This window comes from Aureisphaera galaxeae (genome assembly GCF_028561275.1).
GTDB classification, from domain to species: Bacteria; Bacteroidota; Bacteroidia; order Flavobacteriales; family Flavobacteriaceae; genus Aureisphaera; species Aureisphaera galaxeae.
This window is the reverse complement of record NZ_JAQQTF010000002.1, coordinates 726,949-743,134: the sequence shown is the minus strand read 5'-3', so window position 1 is coordinate 743,134 and position 16,186 is coordinate 726,949. Positions and strand designations below refer to the sequence as shown.

General features: G+C 40.1%; 14 protein-coding genes. 8 read left to right on the top strand and 6 right to left on the bottom strand.

Translation table 11 applies throughout. The features are described from left to right. Nucleotide 1: 1 nt before the first annotated feature. Nucleotides 2–811, bottom strand: a complete 810-nt coding sequence (locus POV27_RS03200; protein ID WP_272861282.1) for a DNA/RNA non-specific endonuclease — start codon at nucleotides 809–811, stop codon at nucleotides 2–4. Between the two features lie 109 nt (nucleotides 812–920). On the opposite strand from POV27_RS03200, the gene POV27_RS03195 reads away from it, so the two are divergent. From POV27_RS03195 to POV27_RS03180, 4 genes are all read left to right on the top strand, one after another. Next, the gene (locus POV27_RS03195) at nucleotides 921–2,792 is read left to right on the top strand and encodes a histidine kinase (RefSeq protein WP_272861281.1); all 1,872 of its coding nucleotides are present in this window, start codon (nucleotides 921–923) and stop codon (nucleotides 2,790–2,792) included. A 73-nt stretch (nucleotides 2,793–2,865) separates the two neighbouring features. Then, nucleotides 2,866–4,722, top strand: coding sequence for a tetratricopeptide repeat-containing sensor histidine kinase (locus POV27_RS03190; RefSeq protein WP_272861280.1), 1,857 nt, complete (start codon nucleotides 2,866–2,868; stop codon nucleotides 4,720–4,722). After that, the gene (locus POV27_RS03185; protein WP_272861279.1) at nucleotides 4,715–5,455 is read left to right on the top strand and encodes a LytR/AlgR family response regulator transcription factor; all 741 of its coding nucleotides are present in this window, start codon (nucleotides 4,715–4,717) and stop codon (nucleotides 5,453–5,455) included. Before POV27_RS03190 ends, POV27_RS03185 begins: the two co-directional genes overlap by 8 nt. A gap of 124 nt (nucleotides 5,456–5,579) precedes the next feature. Then, on the top strand, nucleotides 5,580–6,368 hold the full coding sequence (locus tag POV27_RS03180) for a hypothetical protein (RefSeq protein ID WP_272861278.1): 789 nt from the start codon (nucleotides 5,580–5,582) through the stop codon (nucleotides 6,366–6,368). Nucleotides 6,369–6,430: 62 nt separating this feature from the next. Here the strand turns inward: POV27_RS03180 and POV27_RS03175 are convergent, their stop codons facing one another. Together POV27_RS03175 and POV27_RS03170 are read right to left on the bottom strand one after the other, a co-directional pair. Next, on the bottom strand, nucleotides 6,431–7,534 hold the full coding sequence (locus POV27_RS03175) for an ABC transporter permease (protein ID WP_272861277.1): 1,104 nt from the start codon (nucleotides 7,532–7,534) through the stop codon (nucleotides 6,431–6,433). A 19-nt stretch (nucleotides 7,535–7,553) separates the two neighbouring features. After that, on the bottom strand, nucleotides 7,554–9,722 hold the full coding sequence (locus tag POV27_RS03170; protein ID WP_272861276.1) for a carboxy terminal-processing peptidase: 2,169 nt from the start codon (nucleotides 9,720–9,722) through the stop codon (nucleotides 7,554–7,556). A 171-nt stretch (nucleotides 9,723–9,893) separates the two neighbouring features. On the opposite strand from POV27_RS03170, the gene surE reads away from it, so the two are divergent. Then, nucleotides 9,894–10,670 carry a 5'/3'-nucleotidase SurE gene (surE, locus tag POV27_RS03165; protein ID WP_272861275.1) on the top strand — a complete coding sequence of 259 codons (777 nt, stop codon included), beginning with the start codon at nucleotides 9,894–9,896 and terminating at the stop codon, nucleotides 10,668–10,670. Nucleotides 10,671–10,958: 288 nt separating this feature from the next. Further along, nucleotides 10,959–12,086 (top strand): lipid-A-disaccharide synthase, encoded by a 1,128-nt coding sequence (lpxB, locus tag POV27_RS03155; RefSeq protein WP_272861273.1) that lies wholly within the window; start codon nucleotides 10,959–10,961, stop codon nucleotides 12,084–12,086. Here lpxB and POV27_RS03150 read toward each other — a convergent pair. Then, on the bottom strand, nucleotides 12,055–12,417 hold the full coding sequence (locus POV27_RS03150) for a hypothetical protein (protein WP_272861272.1): 363 nt from the start codon (nucleotides 12,415–12,417) through the stop codon (nucleotides 12,055–12,057). The genes lpxB and POV27_RS03150 overlap by 32 nt on opposite strands. 60 nt (nucleotides 12,418–12,477) lie before the next feature. Here POV27_RS03150 and POV27_RS03145 point away from each other — a divergent pair, with 60 nt between their 5' ends. Beyond that, a complete protein-coding gene (locus POV27_RS03145; protein WP_272861271.1) occupies nucleotides 12,478–12,975 on the top strand; it encodes a C40 family peptidase in 498 nt (165 codons plus the stop codon). Nucleotides 12,976–13,032: 57 nt separating this feature from the next. Beyond that, the gene (locus POV27_RS03140; RefSeq protein WP_272861270.1) at nucleotides 13,033–15,048 is read left to right on the top strand and encodes a ComEC/Rec2 family competence protein; all 2,016 of its coding nucleotides are present in this window, start codon (nucleotides 13,033–13,035) and stop codon (nucleotides 15,046–15,048) included. Nucleotides 15,049–15,060: 12 nt separating this feature from the next. On the opposite strand, the gene POV27_RS03135 is transcribed toward POV27_RS03140, so the two are convergent. Both POV27_RS03135 and POV27_RS03130 read right to left on the bottom strand, forming a co-directional pair. Continuing rightward, nucleotides 15,061–15,597 carry a thioredoxin family protein gene (locus POV27_RS03135; RefSeq protein WP_272861269.1) on the bottom strand — a complete coding sequence of 179 codons (537 nt, stop codon included), beginning with the start codon at nucleotides 15,595–15,597 and terminating at the stop codon, nucleotides 15,061–15,063. 15 nt (nucleotides 15,598–15,612) lie between these two features. Then, nucleotides 15,613–16,158, bottom strand: coding sequence for a thioredoxin family protein (locus POV27_RS03130; RefSeq protein WP_272861593.1), 546 nt, complete (start codon nucleotides 16,156–16,158; stop codon nucleotides 15,613–15,615). Between the last annotated feature and the right edge of the window lie 28 nt (nucleotides 16,159–16,186).

The following is a 16,186-nucleotide window of genomic DNA, read 5'->3' as shown; positions in this document are numbered from 1 at the left end:
TCTATTGCCAATGCTCTATCTCCAGAGAGCTTTCCAAGGTTGATTCTGTGGCATCGGGCAAGCCCTCCAAAAAATCGATCCCCGTTTTAGATTCAAGGATATCGATGGTCGTTACGTACTCGAAATAGGACTGGCTGGAATCTCTGTTGGGAATTAAAAAAGCAATGGCCTTTGGCTTGCTTCCGGAGTTATCGATTATAATTTTATAAAACTCGTTGGGGATGGACACCTTTTCAGATCCAATTGTCTTTAATCCATCTTTCAATATACCCCCTGTAATAACATAAACCCCGTCATGCTCGTTGGCCCAACGGCGTACTTTCTGCTCCAGTCGATTCCATATCCCTGAATTGAATTCGTGGTTTTGTGGACTTATGTTACTGGTTAAAAAGGTTTCTTTGTAGGCATCATAGGAAAACCTTCGGGCTCCCGCAGGGCATAAATGTCCCCGATCATACCCCGATCTTTTGTAATTGCGCCAATCGGCCGAGCCGCTTCTTACTTTTTTATCTTCTATAAAATAAGGGCGATCGAAGTCATTGTCGGACAAATGCGATTTGGCCACTTCGTAGGCAACCCATTCCGCTTGTTCATGCTTTTCGGAATACGAAAGGGAGTAATGGGAATGATGCACAATGGCACCGGTTGTTGAAGACGGCAAATACTCCTTTCCAAACTCTGTAGTGCTGGTATTGGATTGTTTGGCTGTTTCAGGTTCACTGCTTGGTGATCCATCCACATATTTTTCAGCAAAATAAAGCCCCGTCGTTACTAAGAGTACCAGAAGGATGTAGGTATATTTTCGATTCATTGGGTAAATTTCAAGATCAAAAGTACACATTCATAAATGTTGGTCAAAATGTAAAGAGTCATGCCTTCCTTTTTAATATTTTGTACTATCAACGTAATACATCCTTCCCATGCCTAAATTCTGTTTCCTTATTGTCATATCCCTTCTTCTCTTTCAAGGATGTGAAAGGGGTTATAAAAGAAATACCGCAGACCCCAAACGTATTGTGTATCTCACTAAAGAGCTTGTGAATAACACCCATGATTCAATCCATGATTTTGCTATGGAGTTAAATGGGATTATGGAAGCTAATCGGGCTAACATTTCGGATTCCCTAAAAGCTGAAATCAACTTCACCACAGGAGTTTATCATAGAAATCATGTAAGTATCGATAGTTCCTCCATATATTTTCAAAGAGCTATGGAATATGTTAAAGATACGGATATGAGCGCTAGGGAATTGAGTTATTTTTACTGGGCTTGGATTACCTATTTTAGACAAGAAAAGTTTGGGGATAGCAAAGCTGTAAGGAATCGTTACAGAACACTCTTAAGAACTCCTATTAGCAATGAAAAGGACCGAACCAACTGGTCCATTTACTATTATTATCTAGAGAATGAATTTTTTGAAACTGAACAATATGATAGTGCATTTTACTACAATAGACTAAAGATGGATCTAGTGCGTGCCTCTAAAGACACTATAAATAATGCCTCCGGATTTATTAGAGAGGCCGAAATATACTATCACCATTTCAAAAACCCCAAAAAAGCCTTTTCTACATTAAGTTATCTTATGAAAAGAGATACTCTGTTACTACCTGGCTACAATAGGCAACTCTATAACACTTATGGTATCTTCCTTTTTCATGAAGGAGATTATAGGCGTTCCTTCGATTTTTATTTAAAAGGGCTGAGTTTTGTGAAGCAAATGGACGAGTCTCCTGCGAAAATGGCCCATTTGGCTAACAACTATTGTAATTTAGGTGAAGTATGCATAAAATTGGGATATTTTGACAAAGCTGAGAAATATCTAGACTCCGTAAGGGATATCGGTTTGGACAAAATAGACGAAGACATACACAGGAATTATTTGGAGTACAAATTCCGACTTTCGCACGCAACAGGTGCATCAGTAGAAGACATCGTAACCGACCTCAACAGTATCCGACAAGTGCAGGCGGATCGTTATATAGAAAAATCGAAGAAAGAACTCGTGGCACTTTCCAGATCCAAGGAATATGAGCGGGTACTAGCCACCGAAAAAAAAGAGACCGAAGTAAAAAATCTAAGACTTCAAATAGGATTTATGTTTGCTATTATGGGCAGTGCAATCCTAGGTGGAATTGGTTTTCTATTTTATCGTCAAAGGAAACTGAAGTTCGAACAGCAAAGCCTGCAGATGCAACAACGCTTACTGCGCTCGCAAATGAACCCGCATTTTACCTTTAATACGCTTTATGCCATACAAGCACAAATAAAAAAGGAGCCAGAGGCGGCAACCCATTACCTACTAAAGTTCTCTAGATTACTACGACTTTTTCTGGAAAACTCTATGGGCGACTATATCCCGTTGCACCAGGAAATAGAATCCCTCAAAAAATATATGGACCTGAGGAAACTGGGTAATCCCAATCTGTTTACATATAAATTTCAGTACGAAAACATGGAAGAAGATGAGCCTATATCTATTCCTCCCATGCTCCTTCAGCCGTTTATTGAGAACAGCATCGATCACGGATTTTTGGGGATACATTCTCAAGGAAAAATAGATATCCGTCTTTCGATGGAAAAAGAATTTCTCCACTGTGAGATTGAAGACAACGGAAGGGGAATTTCTGACAGAAAACCGACCAAAAAGAAATCAGCTTCTGTTCAACTTATTGCCAATTTCATAAAAAAGACCACAAAAAGAGAGCTCGAAATTATTAACAAGAAGGATCAAAACCCCAATGAAAATGGTCTCCTTGTAAGGTTTAGGGTTCCCATTTCACACCCCTAGAGTTTCTGTGATAATTTATGAATTGAATGTATAACTTTTTAAAGAATTCCGGGCGTTTTGTTACATTTGACTAATGCGAAGATTCTCCCCTTTTTTCTTATGTGCCATTCTCTGCATGTTTGGATGTCACCAAAAAAAGAAGGAATCCTACACGATAGACGAAATCCACTCCCTCCATAAAAGGATCGACTCCATATCGGAGGATTCTGTATATCCATTGCTTAAAAACCTAGAAAGGGCACATTTAAGCCTACCCTCTTATCCCGATTCCCTTCGTGCTGAGAACAACTATTTATTGGGTAGGTATTTTCAGAAACGTAGAGAACTTGATAGTGCTGCCCTCTATTTTTATAACGCCATAGACATGGTAAAGGATTCAATGACCAGAGAACGGGAGGGATATTATTTTATGGAGGCTTTTGACACCCAATACGATCTAGGTTTATATGGCAATTGCTTTCCCATTTCAGAAAAGTTCAAGTCCATATTAAATCCGGATGATCAATACTATTGGCTTTCGCTCGCCCATTATTGGGAAGAACGGGTTTATCTCCTTAAAAAAGATTACGACAACGCCCTTGCTGCCAGCAAGGAACGAGTGGCCATTGCGAGAACCAAGGATACCCTTAACCTTCCGGAAGCACTAATAGGACAGGCCGATATTTTATACTATAATTTTGGCAGAAAAGAAGAGGCATTCTCTATCCTTGAGTCACTCATAGAAAAAGAAGACGATTGGGTACCCGTTTCCAAACGAAGAATCTACACCAACTATGGTGTTTATAAATATTTCGATGGGGATTATCAAGCCGCCTTTCAACTCTACCTGAAAGCATTAGAGAACGCTAAATTGGTAAGTGGCAAGGAAAAAGTAAGTGGAATAGGCAATTGTTACAACAACATTGCTGAAGTTCTTTTGGACCTCAAGCAATATGACGGGGCAAGGAAATACTTGGATTCCACCCGCTTGCTCGGACTTAAAAATTTGCGCAAAAACATTCAGAAATCATTGCTCAACTATGAACTTCGATTGGCCTTAGAAAACACGAGGAGCAGCTCCGTAGTACGTGAAATACAACAGGAGATATCCGATCATCAAGATGAGCTATATCGTCTTCAGATTGAAAGTGAATTGTTGGATCTTACAAAGGCCAATGAAAGGGAAAAAGTACTGCTCAAGGAAAAGCAAGCTTCTGAAATAAGAACCCTTAAACTTCAAAACCGTTCCATTCTATTACTTATTTCCATTGGATTATTGAGTATAATTGGATTCCTATTCTACCAAAGCCGTAAGCTGAAATTTGAAAAACAAAGTCTTCAAAATCAACAGCGATTGTTGCGCTCCCAAATGAATCCACACTTTACATTCAATACGCTTTATGCCATTCAAAATCAAATAAAAAAAGCCCCCGATGAGGCGACACAATATTTACTGAAATTCTCTCGTCTTTTGCGACTCTTTTTGGAAAACTCCATGGGCGATTATATTGCGTTGGAAAAAGAAATTGATTCACTGAAAAAGTATATGGACCTTCAATTAATGCGGACCCCTGTCCCTTTTGAATATGAAATTCATTATATAAACATGGAAGAGGACGAGCTTTTGTTCATCCCACCTATGCTTTTACAACCCTTCGTTGAAAATTCCATCGAACACGGATTTTCGGGGATTGATTACACAGGTAAAATCGATATTACGCTTACCTTAGAGGGCAAGTTCATTGCATGTAGTATAGAAGATAACGGTAAGGGACTTATCGATTCCGAAAAGGAGCAAAAAGATTCTGCTTCTATCAGATTAATCTCCAATTTCCTAAAAAAATCAACTAAAAAAGACCTCAAAATCACTGATAAAAACACAATAAACCCGCAAGAGCATGGTTTATTGATTCGATTCCTCATTCCATTTAAACTCACAGAACATGATTAAGGCCATATTGATAGACGACGAGGCATTCGTACGTGAAGAGATTAGAGAAAAGATTTCGAGATTTTTTGGTAATGAAATCCTTGTTGCAGACGAAGCAGGCTCTGTTGCCGAAGGATTCACTGCCATTCAAAACCATGACCCAGACCTTTTGTTTTTAGACATCAATATGGGTGATGGTACCGGGTTCGATTTATTGAAACAATGCGTGACCAAAAATTTCGATATCATCTTTATTACTGGATTCGATCAACACGCTATTAAAGCTATTAAAGTAGGGGCTTTGGATTATATTCTAAAACCCGTAGATGACGATGAATTCAAGATGGCCGTTCAGAAAGCCATAGATAATTACCAAAAGGATAACAATCTTGAAAAACTCATCGAAATTTCCAGTGAATATTTTAGGGGCGTAGAAAAAAAACGGGTCATTTTGAAAACCTCGGATACCGTTTATGCGATTTATGAAGATGATATTATTTATTGTCGCTCCGATGGAAATTATACCACTTTCTATACCCAGCAAATGGAAAAAATTGTGGTTTCCAAATCACTAAAACAAATTGAAGAAATTCTGTCCGAAGAGGTTTTTATCCGTTGTCATCAATCCTATGTCGTAAACAAAAAGCATGTGCTGAAGTACAATAAACAGGGCGTTTTAATTGTAAATCTCGATTTTAAGGTGCCTGTTTCCAGTAGACGTAAGGATTATGCCCTAAAACGGATTTTTGACTAAAAACGAATTTGAAAAAAATCCCAGCGAATATGAAATCAGCACGGCCATATATATAAGAACACTTTAAAATTTCAATAATTCAGACTACCATTGTACCATTATTAATCGTTAAAAATTCATAAGCATGAAAAAGACACTTTTCCCCATCGCGATTCTCCTTTTGATCGCGGTATCTTTTGTTTCTTGCGAAAGGGAAAGTTCCGAACTAACGGAAACACAATCCCCATCGCTCGATCTAAAAACTACTAGTAACCCTGACCCTGAAGAGGATTGCGATTCTGAAGAAGACATGTTCGAAAGACAACTTCTTTGGCTATCTGCAACTACGAGTAGGGTATTACGTTATCACCCTGCCGCAAGAACAGAGTTCCTTCTGGCGCAAGGGGTTTCTGCAGAAGGCACCTTATCTGCCGAGACTTTACTGGGTGATACCAGCACCCTTGACGCATTTAAAGCGGCTTTCGAAGAAGAGTTTATCTATTATTTGAATCCACCAGATCCAGATAGTGATAATAGCCCACCAAAGGTTCCACCAGTACAAGGAGGTGCTCCAGATGCTAATCCAGATTGGATTTATCAACAATACCTATCCATTATTTTGGATAGCAACTGTGTAGAACTTTATTTCCCTACAGGACTAGATCTGTCTGGTTCATTTATCACCACGGCTACGTCCCACCCATTGACCACTCAAATGTGCAATGAGGGAATAAAAAGACTATACCATCAGCCATTTGCTAGACCCGGTTTAGGAAGCTTTACTTCATTTGTAATCGTAGACGACACATATGTTGCCAATAATGATAATGTTATAGTAGCACGACCTGTTAGATCTACCGGAGATGCTTCTCCATTCGATCCCTGCCTATATAATCAATATCCTGGAATCGATTTCACGCTATTCTTGGATTAAGAGATACTGAAAATAAGTTGTTATGAAGCAAAAACACCGCTCGGAAATGAGCGGTGTTTTTTTTAATTCTTTACGTCCAATACATCCCGTAATGCATTCCCCATAAGCATAAAGGCCGTTACCAAACTCATGATAGCCAACCCTGGAATGATAGCCAAATAGGGCTTACCTAAAATAATATAGGCATAATGATCTTTTATAATGCCTCCCCAACTTGGCATAGGGGGCTGGGCTCCGATGCCCAAAAAGCTCAATCCACTCTCTATAAGGATCGCACTGGCAAAATTGGCAGCTGAGATAATGATTACGGGTGCCAAACTATTGGGTAAAATATGTTTTGTGATAATACGCCAATCGTTATACCCTAAAGCTCTAGCCGCTGTAACATATTGTCGCTCCTTTACACTCAGCACCTGTCCTCGTACCACACGAGCCACTTCTACCCACATCGTTAGTCCTACAGCAATAAATACTTGCCAAAATCCTTTTCCCAAGGCCAGTGTAATGGCTATTACCAATAACAAAGTTGGAATGGACCAAGTAACATTGATCAACCACATGATGGCCACATCTACCTTGCCTCCAAAATAGCCTGCCAGCGAACCAAAAAAGATGCCTATTACCAATGAAATGAATACCGCTACAAAACCTATTGCGAGTGATACACGGATTCCAATAAGCATACGACTTAATAGATCCCTGCCGTATTTATCGGTTCCTAGAATAAATTTCTTTTCTGAAATGTATTTCGATTCAATTTCCTGAACGGTCTTCGCATTGGGGAAAACCCTTAAGGGATATATCTTGGATAGACCTGCCGACCCATCGGGAGTGTACTCTACAATTTCAATCCCTTCTTCTACCTTATTAAAACTGGCTATGGGAATTTCGGTGGCTGTAGTCTTCTTTCCGAAGAAAAAGGTAGAAAAACCGTTTTGCTCTTGCTCTTCTGAAGGAATCGTAAGCATCTGAACGGTAAATCCCGGTGCCTTAGAATGGATGGACAAATGCATCTGATTGGCATTTTGGGAATTATCCGGAGCTAAGGCATAGGCAAAAATGGCCGTGAAAGTGCACAACACCAGAAAAATAAAACTAAAAACGCCCCAAAAGTTCTTTTTAAACTTTTGGAGCGCTAGTTTACTTAATGAGGTCGAATCTTTCACATGGTAAATGTAGCTAAAATTAGTTTTTAATTTTTGCCACTTTACCGTTTCTAATATTGTTCATTTTTAAATCTTGCAACACGTTTACTGCTTCTTCTACGTAAATATCGCCCGCCAAGTTTTTGTGCCATCTCTTACGTTTCTCGCGCAAGGTGGTATCCTGCTTCATTAAGGCAATTTCGCTAGGAAGGGAACGGTAATCCAATTTGTTATCGTACTCTTCAATGGCATCGAACTTCTTTGTCTCTTCCTTTCTTCTTTCAATATCTGCAAGGTATTTATCGAAATTTAGGTTTACCACATTCTCATCACGGCTCTTCTTAATCCATTGTGCATTTTCCTCGATAAGCTGCAGCTGCTTGCTTTGCGCCATTCGCTCTTTGCTTCGTTGAATGGTTCCTTCGTAATCTATATAACCATCCCAAAGATCGAAGTCTGCTGGAGAGATTTTATCATAGGGCAACGGATTGTCATAGTCGCGCTCACCAATGTCGATATAGCTATATCTGTCGGGCATAACCACATCGCTCTTTACTCCTTCTAACTGAGTAGAACCTCCATTAACACGATAGAATTTCTGAGTGGTTAATTTTAAAGCACCCATATCGCCCATATCGTTTTTACGAAGCCACTGATTAAGGTCGATCATGTTCTGAACGGTTCCTTTTCCATAGGACTGCTTGCTTCCAATGATAATTCCTCTTTTATAATCCTGCATGGCAGCAGCTAAGATTTCGGAAGCAGATGCAGACAACTCATTGACCAAAATTACCAATGGACCATCCCAAACAACATCTCCGTTCTTATCTTCCAATACTTCTTTTCTTTTTCCACCAGAAGCCACTTGTACTACAGGACCTTCTTTAATAAACAATCCAGCAATATCTACTGCCGTCTTAAGGGATCCTCCACCATTTCCTCTTAGGTCCAATACCAGACCTTCCATTCCTTCTTTCTTCAGGTTCTCAATTTCCCTTCTTACGTCGCTTGCTGCATTTCTCTCTTCATAATCTTTCATATCGAAGTAAAAGGCAGGTAGGTTTACCAAACCATATTTTCTACTGTCTTTTTCAATTACGGTAGACTTGGCATAGGTCTCTTCCAATTCAACAACATCACGAGTAATGGTTTCTTCTTCAATGCTACCATCTACACGCTTTACGGTTAAGGTCACCTTGGTCCCTTTAGGTCCTTTAATAAGTTTTACGGCATCATCCACACGCATTCCAACCAAGCTTACAGCCTCTTTTTCGTCTTCCTGCTTTACCTTCATTAAAAGATCACCTACTTCTAGATGTTCCCCTCTCCATACGGGACCTCCGCTAATAACCTCAACTACTTTGATGTAATCGTTTTTCTTCTGAAGTCGTGCTCCAATCCCTTCTAGTTTACCGCTCATACGCAGATCGAAACGATCACGGTCGGGCGGCGCAAAATAATTGGTATGTGGATCGAATTCCTCTACGACAACATTCAGGAATTGAGCGAAATAATCCTTGCGCTCCAAATCTTCAACAAACTCATAGTACTCATCCAACGAAGTCATGGCTGTATTTCGAGCCTTCTCCTCCATCTCACTTTCACTAAGTTTGGCGTTGTCACTTTCAACAAACTCCTCTCCTTTTTCAAGAGCCTCTGCCTTATTCTTATCGGAGTTTTTCTTTTCCTCCATTAAATCGTAGTAATTGGAAATAGCTGAAAATTTCAACTGCTTTCTCCAACGCTCCATCAATTCCCTTTTATTTTCGGCGTATTCCAATTCTTCATAATCTACATTGATCTTATCATCTTTGGCATAATCGAAAGGACCGCTAAGAATTCCTCTGTAATACTTTTTAGATTCTTCGAAACGCTCTACATAGCGATCGTATACTAAGTTGAAGAAGGTAAGATCCTTATTTCGTATCTGATCATCGATCTCCGTTTCGTAGACACTGAATTCTTTAAGATCCTGAGCTAAGAAATATCTTTTAAGAGGATCCATAGTATTGATAAAGTCTTTGTATACCCCAGCAGAGAACACATTATCCATATCCTTGGGATCGTAGTGTCCTTTATCCAGTACGTAGGTGATCAAATCGATCAGCAATTTATCTTTATCGGGATCATTAAATTCTTTGGTCGTAAAACTGCAAGAAGCCGCAGCTACAAAAACCGCGAGTAACAACACTCGGAGATTCTTTTTCATTAATCGCATATCTTCACTTTTATAAGAGACCTAAAATATATAAAAAACCGTGCCAATACGGCATAATGATACTAATTTTTTGTTAAACAGTTATCAGTCAAATTGAATTCCTTTTGGGATTAAAATCCTAATGAAATAACTGTATTTTTGTTTTGTAGAAAAACCAATCTCATGTCTAACGCGAAACCCCTTATACTTATTACCAATGATGACGGAATTACGGCTCCAGGAATTCGCACCCTAATTGAGGTCATGAAGGAACTGGGAGATATTTGTGTAGTAGCCCCCGATTCCCCACAAAGTGGTATGGGACATGCTATTACGGTGAATGAAACCCTCTATGTGGATGAAGTGATCATGGACAAAGATGCTACTATTAAAGAATACAGCTGCAGCGGTACTCCTGCGGATTGCGTTAAGCTTGCAGTAAACGAAATTCTGGGGCGAAAACCCGATTTGTGCGTTAGCGGCATTAATCATGGAAGTAATTCGTCCATCAATGTTATCTATAGCGGTACTATGAGTGCAGCCGTCGAGGCAGGGACCCAAGGGATTCCCTCGATTGGTTTCTCCCTCTTGGACTATTCCCTAACGGCCAATTTCGATCCTGTAAAGAAATATGTAAAAACACTGGCTCAGCAGGCCCTTGCCCATGGAATGCCCAAGGGAGTGGTTCTTAATGTAAACTTTCCTAAATTGAAAGAGGAAGAGATCAAAGGAATCAAAGTATGCAGACAGGCCAATGCCCATTGGATTGAAAAATTCGATAAGCGAACGAATCCTTTGGGACGCGACTATTATTGGCTTTCGGGAGAGTTTGTGAATGAAGACAAAGGCGAAGATACGGATGAGTGGGCATTGGAAAATGGGTACGTTTCGGTGGTTCCCGTGCAATTCGATCTTACGGCCCATCACGCTATTAAGGATATTAATAATTGGGATATATAATGAAAAAGGAAATCGGAATCGGGTTTTTGGTAGGAATCATTTGCAATATAATAGGGGTTATCCTATGCACATTTATTGTTTCTAAGGTCAAGCATCTCGATTTTCAGAGCACATTCAAATTGTATAGCCAATCCGGTAATTTATGGATGTTGTTAACCCTAGGGGCATTACCCAATTTGGCAGCTTTTTTCGGATTTTTGAGAATTAATAGGGATTATAGAGCACGTGGTGTATTAATGGCTACCTTTTTAGCAGCTATTTGCGCCTACTTAATCTATTTCGTGTAGCATGAAATATTATATCATCGCAGGGGAAGCTTCGGGAGATTTACACGGAGCAAATTTAATGGCAGCTCTTAAAGCTAAAGATGCAGATGCAGACTTTCGCTTTTGGGGAGGGGATCTCATGGCCGAACAAGCAGGAACACCCGTGAAGCACTACAGGGAATTGGCTTTTATGGGGTTTGTGGAGGTCCTTAAGAACCTGCGAACAATCTTGCGAAATATATCCTTCTGTAAGAAAGACATTGAGGCTTTTCAGCCCGATGCCATCATTTTTATCGATTATCCTGGATTCAACTTACGTATTGCCAAATGGGCCAAGAAAAAAGGGTTTAAAACACTGTATTATATTTCCCCGCAGATATGGGCTTGGAAAGAAGGACGTATTAAGGCCATAAAAAGGGATGTGGATGAAATGTACGTGATTCTTCCTTTTGAAAAGGATTTTTACGAAAAGAAACACAACTACCCCGTTCATTTTGTGGGCCATCCTTTAATTGATGCCATTTCGAAAAGGGAACAAGTTGATCCCGAGGTATTCCGAAAGGAACACCGTTTGGACGAGCGCCCCATCATTGCTTTACTTCCCGGAAGTAGAAAGCAGGAAATTTCGAAAATGCTGAAAGTGATGCTTTCGGTAACTCAGGATTTTCCGGACTATCAGTTTGTCATTGCGGGAGCACCCAGTCAAGAAATGGAATTTTACAAGCAGTTCACACAGGATTCGAATGCGACCTTCATTCCAAATAAAACCTATGACCTACTAAGTCTTTCCACTGCCGCATTGGTTACTTCTGGAACGGCAACATTAGAAACCGGGCTCTACAAGGTACCTCAAGTCGTTTGCTATAAAGGAAATCGAATCTCCTATGAAATCGCCAAGCGTATCATTAAACTGAAATACATTTCTTTGGTGAACCTTATTTTGGACAAACCCGCGGTGAAGGAATTGATTCAAACTGAATTCAACACCAAACAACTCAAGGAAGAACTTTCGAAAATATTGGACGACTACCACAGAGCCGTGCTTTTCTTGGATTATTACGATCTAGAAAACAATCTGGGCGGTAAAGGTGCCAGTGAGAAAACGGCTGGTTTAATTGTTAATTCCACATCACTGCCAAAAAAGTATTAAAGTAGTCTTCCCGCATTATAACGCAAAACGGAACGGTTACGAAAATCAGGATTAAAAGAAGTGCCACTACCCGAGTAAGTATTCGATTCTTGGAATTCGCAAAAACAGCTTCTCCAGAATCGAGTTCTTCCATAAGAAAAGGCGAAACGATTCTGTTCTCATCCTCGAAATGAAGCGGGTTCGAATCTGTAAGCCAATTCGTAGCGCGAAATACCCTTACCAAGCGGATAATGACTACTGCGATAATGGTGAAAATAAGGAAATTGATCACCTCTACCACAATAGGATCTTCATAAATAGGAAGAGGCTCATATCTTACTTGTAACAGCATCTCTTTTTATTATTTAGCTTAAATCTAGTAAATTTAGCAAACCAAATCTATTTTTCATTGATGAAAAAACTCCTCCTCCTCTGTGTATTTTCCTTATTACTAGCCTCCTGTGGTTCTTCTAGAAGAACTACCGACACCAAGGTAATTGGCAAGGGAACTGCTACCGTAACCAACAAACGTATTTCTAAAGTTGTAAAACATGCCCGTACTTTCGAAGGCACCCGTTACAAGTTTGGCGGTACCGATAAACGCGGCATGGACTGCTCTGGCCTTGTATATACTTCCTACCGAACGGAGAATATTGAGTTGCCAAGAGTGTCCCGGGATATGGCAACAAAAGGGATTCGGGTGAAGTTGAAGGAAGTACAGAAAGGCGATCTCGTCTTTTTTAAAACCAATAAAAACCGAAATGTGATTAATCATGTAGGTCTAGTGGTAGAAAGCAAGAAAGGTGATGTACATTTTATCCATTCCACTTCTTCCCGTGGGGTGATTATCTCTTCCTTGGATGAGAAGTATTGGAAAAATGCCTTTGTGGAAGTACGCCGAATCATCTAATTTTCCTAACTTTAAATTACTCCCCTCTAATGTAATTGCACTTTTTGTGCTTACTATATGAGGTTTATTAATTTTCTGATCCTAAAGTTGGCGGCTTGTCTAACTTTAGGGATCATTCTGGCGCATTACTTTCACATTTCACCTAGTTTCGGCACAGCCATCTTTTCGGGTTTGTTGTTATTACTGGTGTTATCATGGTTTTTCGAAAGAAAGCAACTGAGGCAAGGCCCCTTCTTCGGAATTCTTACATTTCTCTTCTTTACTGCCCTAGGATATTTGAATCTGCAAATCTCTCAACCCCATTTTCAACCCAACCATTATGTTCATCTTTCCCCTACCGAAGTACCCGAAAAACTAAGCCTTCAGATTGTAGAAGTCCTAACACCGGATCGATACCATCACCGTTACTTTGGCCGTCTTCTTCCATCGGGATATGAAACAAGCCAAGGAAAACTACTTATTTCCATTAGAAATGATGCTCATTACTTCCCTTTACATGTCGATGATCACCTAGTAGTTTCAACATCGTTACAGCCTATTCCACCATCCTTAAACCCGCATCAATTCAACTACAAAGAATATCTTGAGAAGCAAGGGGTTTACAACAAAATCATTATTTCTCGGGGAGAAATCCTAGAAAGAAAGGAAGGGGACATTACCCTAAAAGGGTTTGCCGAAGGGATTCGTTCCTATGTTTCCGAAAGTATTCAATGCCTCAAGCTTAGCGAAGATGCCACTGCTATTACCCAAGCATTGGTATTAGGCGAACGCAGGGCAATTAACAAGGAACTTTACCATAACTATGCAGCGGCAGGAGCTATACACATCTTAGCGGTTTCGGGATTACACGTAGGGATGCTCTTTCTGTTTTTTTCTTGGCTTTTTAAACCCTTGGAATACCTGCCTTTCGGAAAATGGATCAAAGCAGCGATCATCGTATTACTGCTTTGGGCCTTTGCCTTACTTGCCGGACTTTCCCCTTCCGTGGTTCGGGCAGTAACCATGTTCTCCTGTTTTGCTTTGGCGGGAATGCTGAATCGGCCCACCAATGGCTTCAATACCCTTTTCCTCTCTTATTTCATTTTGTTGCTGCTAAAACCTTACTGGTTGTTTCATGTGGGATTTCAGCTGAGCTATTTGGCCGTTCTTTTCATTCTTTGGCTCCAACCTAAACTATACGGTCTGTATCGCCCAAGATATCTAGTAGATAAGTATTTGTGGGGACTGGTTACCGTATCCTTGGCCGCCCAAATAGGCGTAGCTCCTTTAAGCCTATATTATTTTCATCAATTCCCTGGGCTGTTTCTTTTAACTAATATGGTCATACTTCCTTTTTTAGGCATTCTTTTAGGGTTTGGACTGCTCATCTCATTAGGAAGCTTACTTGTGAAAATACCAAACTTTCTAGTTCATCTATACGATTCAGCCATCGGGCTATTGAATGACTTCATTGCTTGGATTGCATCCAACGATTCTTTCCTGTTTCAAAACATTTCGTTTTCCCTGCCCAAAATGATTGCAGTATATATACTGATCCTATCGTTGGGTGTACTTTGGAAAAGCAGAAAGAAAATATCATTGACGGCAACATTGGCTTCAATTGTACTATTGCTAGGGGTCATTGTATGGGAACGAACTGCGTATTCCGAAGAAGAGTTTGTCATCTTCCATCGATCTAAAGTTAGTCTAATGGCCCACAAACAGGGATCACAACTCAAGGTATTCAACCACACACATCCATTGGATGGCTATCCTATTAAAAGTTATGCAGTAGAAAAACACATTGCAGAATTCCTCCCACAGGAAATCCCCAATGTTTTCCGAATAAAAGGAAAAACGGTGATCCGCTTGGATAGTATGGGTGTTTATCCACGGCAAAGGTTTGATATTGTATTACTCTCTGAAAGCCCGAAGATTCACTTAGATCGGCTTATTGAAAGTATAAACCCGAAATTAATCATTGCGGATGGAAGCAACTACAAAAGTTATGTAGCACGTTGGAAGGAAACCTGCACCAAAAGAAAACTCCCATTTCACTATACGGGAGAAATGGGAGCCTATATTTTCGAATGATTTACATTCTCCTTATTTGAAGGTGTGATTAAAGTTATCCCGGTATTCTTCCCAAGCTTCCATGGTGGTTAACTTCTTGTAATCGCCATTGACAATCATTTTCAGGTAAACCTCTAAGTCTTTTGGGCTTTTAAAACCGGGAACGGACTGAATGAGCGAACCGTCCTTCTCGAAAAATACCAAACTGGGATATCCCTGCAACTTTAGCGCATCGGCAAAGAAATGCGTAGCATTCCTGCCTTTTCGCTCGGGTTGGTAATTAGGATTGGTATATGTGAAATCCAGATAGGTGATCTCTTCGGTTCCTTCGGCATTGAACTTTACCGGATAATAGTTTTCATTTACAAAAGCAATTACACTTTTATCACTGAATGTTCTTTTGTCCAAAAGCTTACAGGGTCCACACCATTTGGTATAAACATCCATAAAAATATGCTTTGGATTTTCTTTTTGGGCCGCTAGGGCCTCGTTCATGGTCATCCACTCAATCTTTTGGGCACTTAGTGTACCAACAATCATAAGGGCAACAACGAAGGCAATTTTTTTCATAGCAAGTAGGATTTATTATGCTTTAAATTCGGGCTTAAAGTTTTTAAAATACTCATCGAATTGCTCCTGGGTCGAAATCTCCTTCCACAAATCCGTTCCGAATAATTTAAGATACAACTCCATTTGTTGGGGTTTCTTATAGCTTTGGACGCGATTAATAAGGTTTCCTTGCTCATCCAAGAATAAAACTGTAGGATAGGCACGAACTCCCATGTATCGAGCAAACTGATGCTGACTGTTTCTTCTCATGGCCTTGGCCGGATTGTATCCAGGATTGGTATACGCCCTGCTTTGGTAACTCACAGTTTCGTTGCCTTCGGCATTAAACTTTACCGCGTAGAAATTCTGGTTGATATAATTAACCACATCCTGATTACTGAAGGTATCCCGATCTAACATCTTACAGGGGCCACACCAATTGGTGTACATATCGATAAAGATTTTCTTGGGCTTTTTGGCTTGTGCTGCCAATGCTTCATCCATGGACATCCAGTTTATTTTTTTCTGGGCCGAAGCTGTGGACACGACTAACAAGCAAAGTAGGAGTACTATTCTTTTCATGGCATCGTCATATAATTCGTTGTAATAT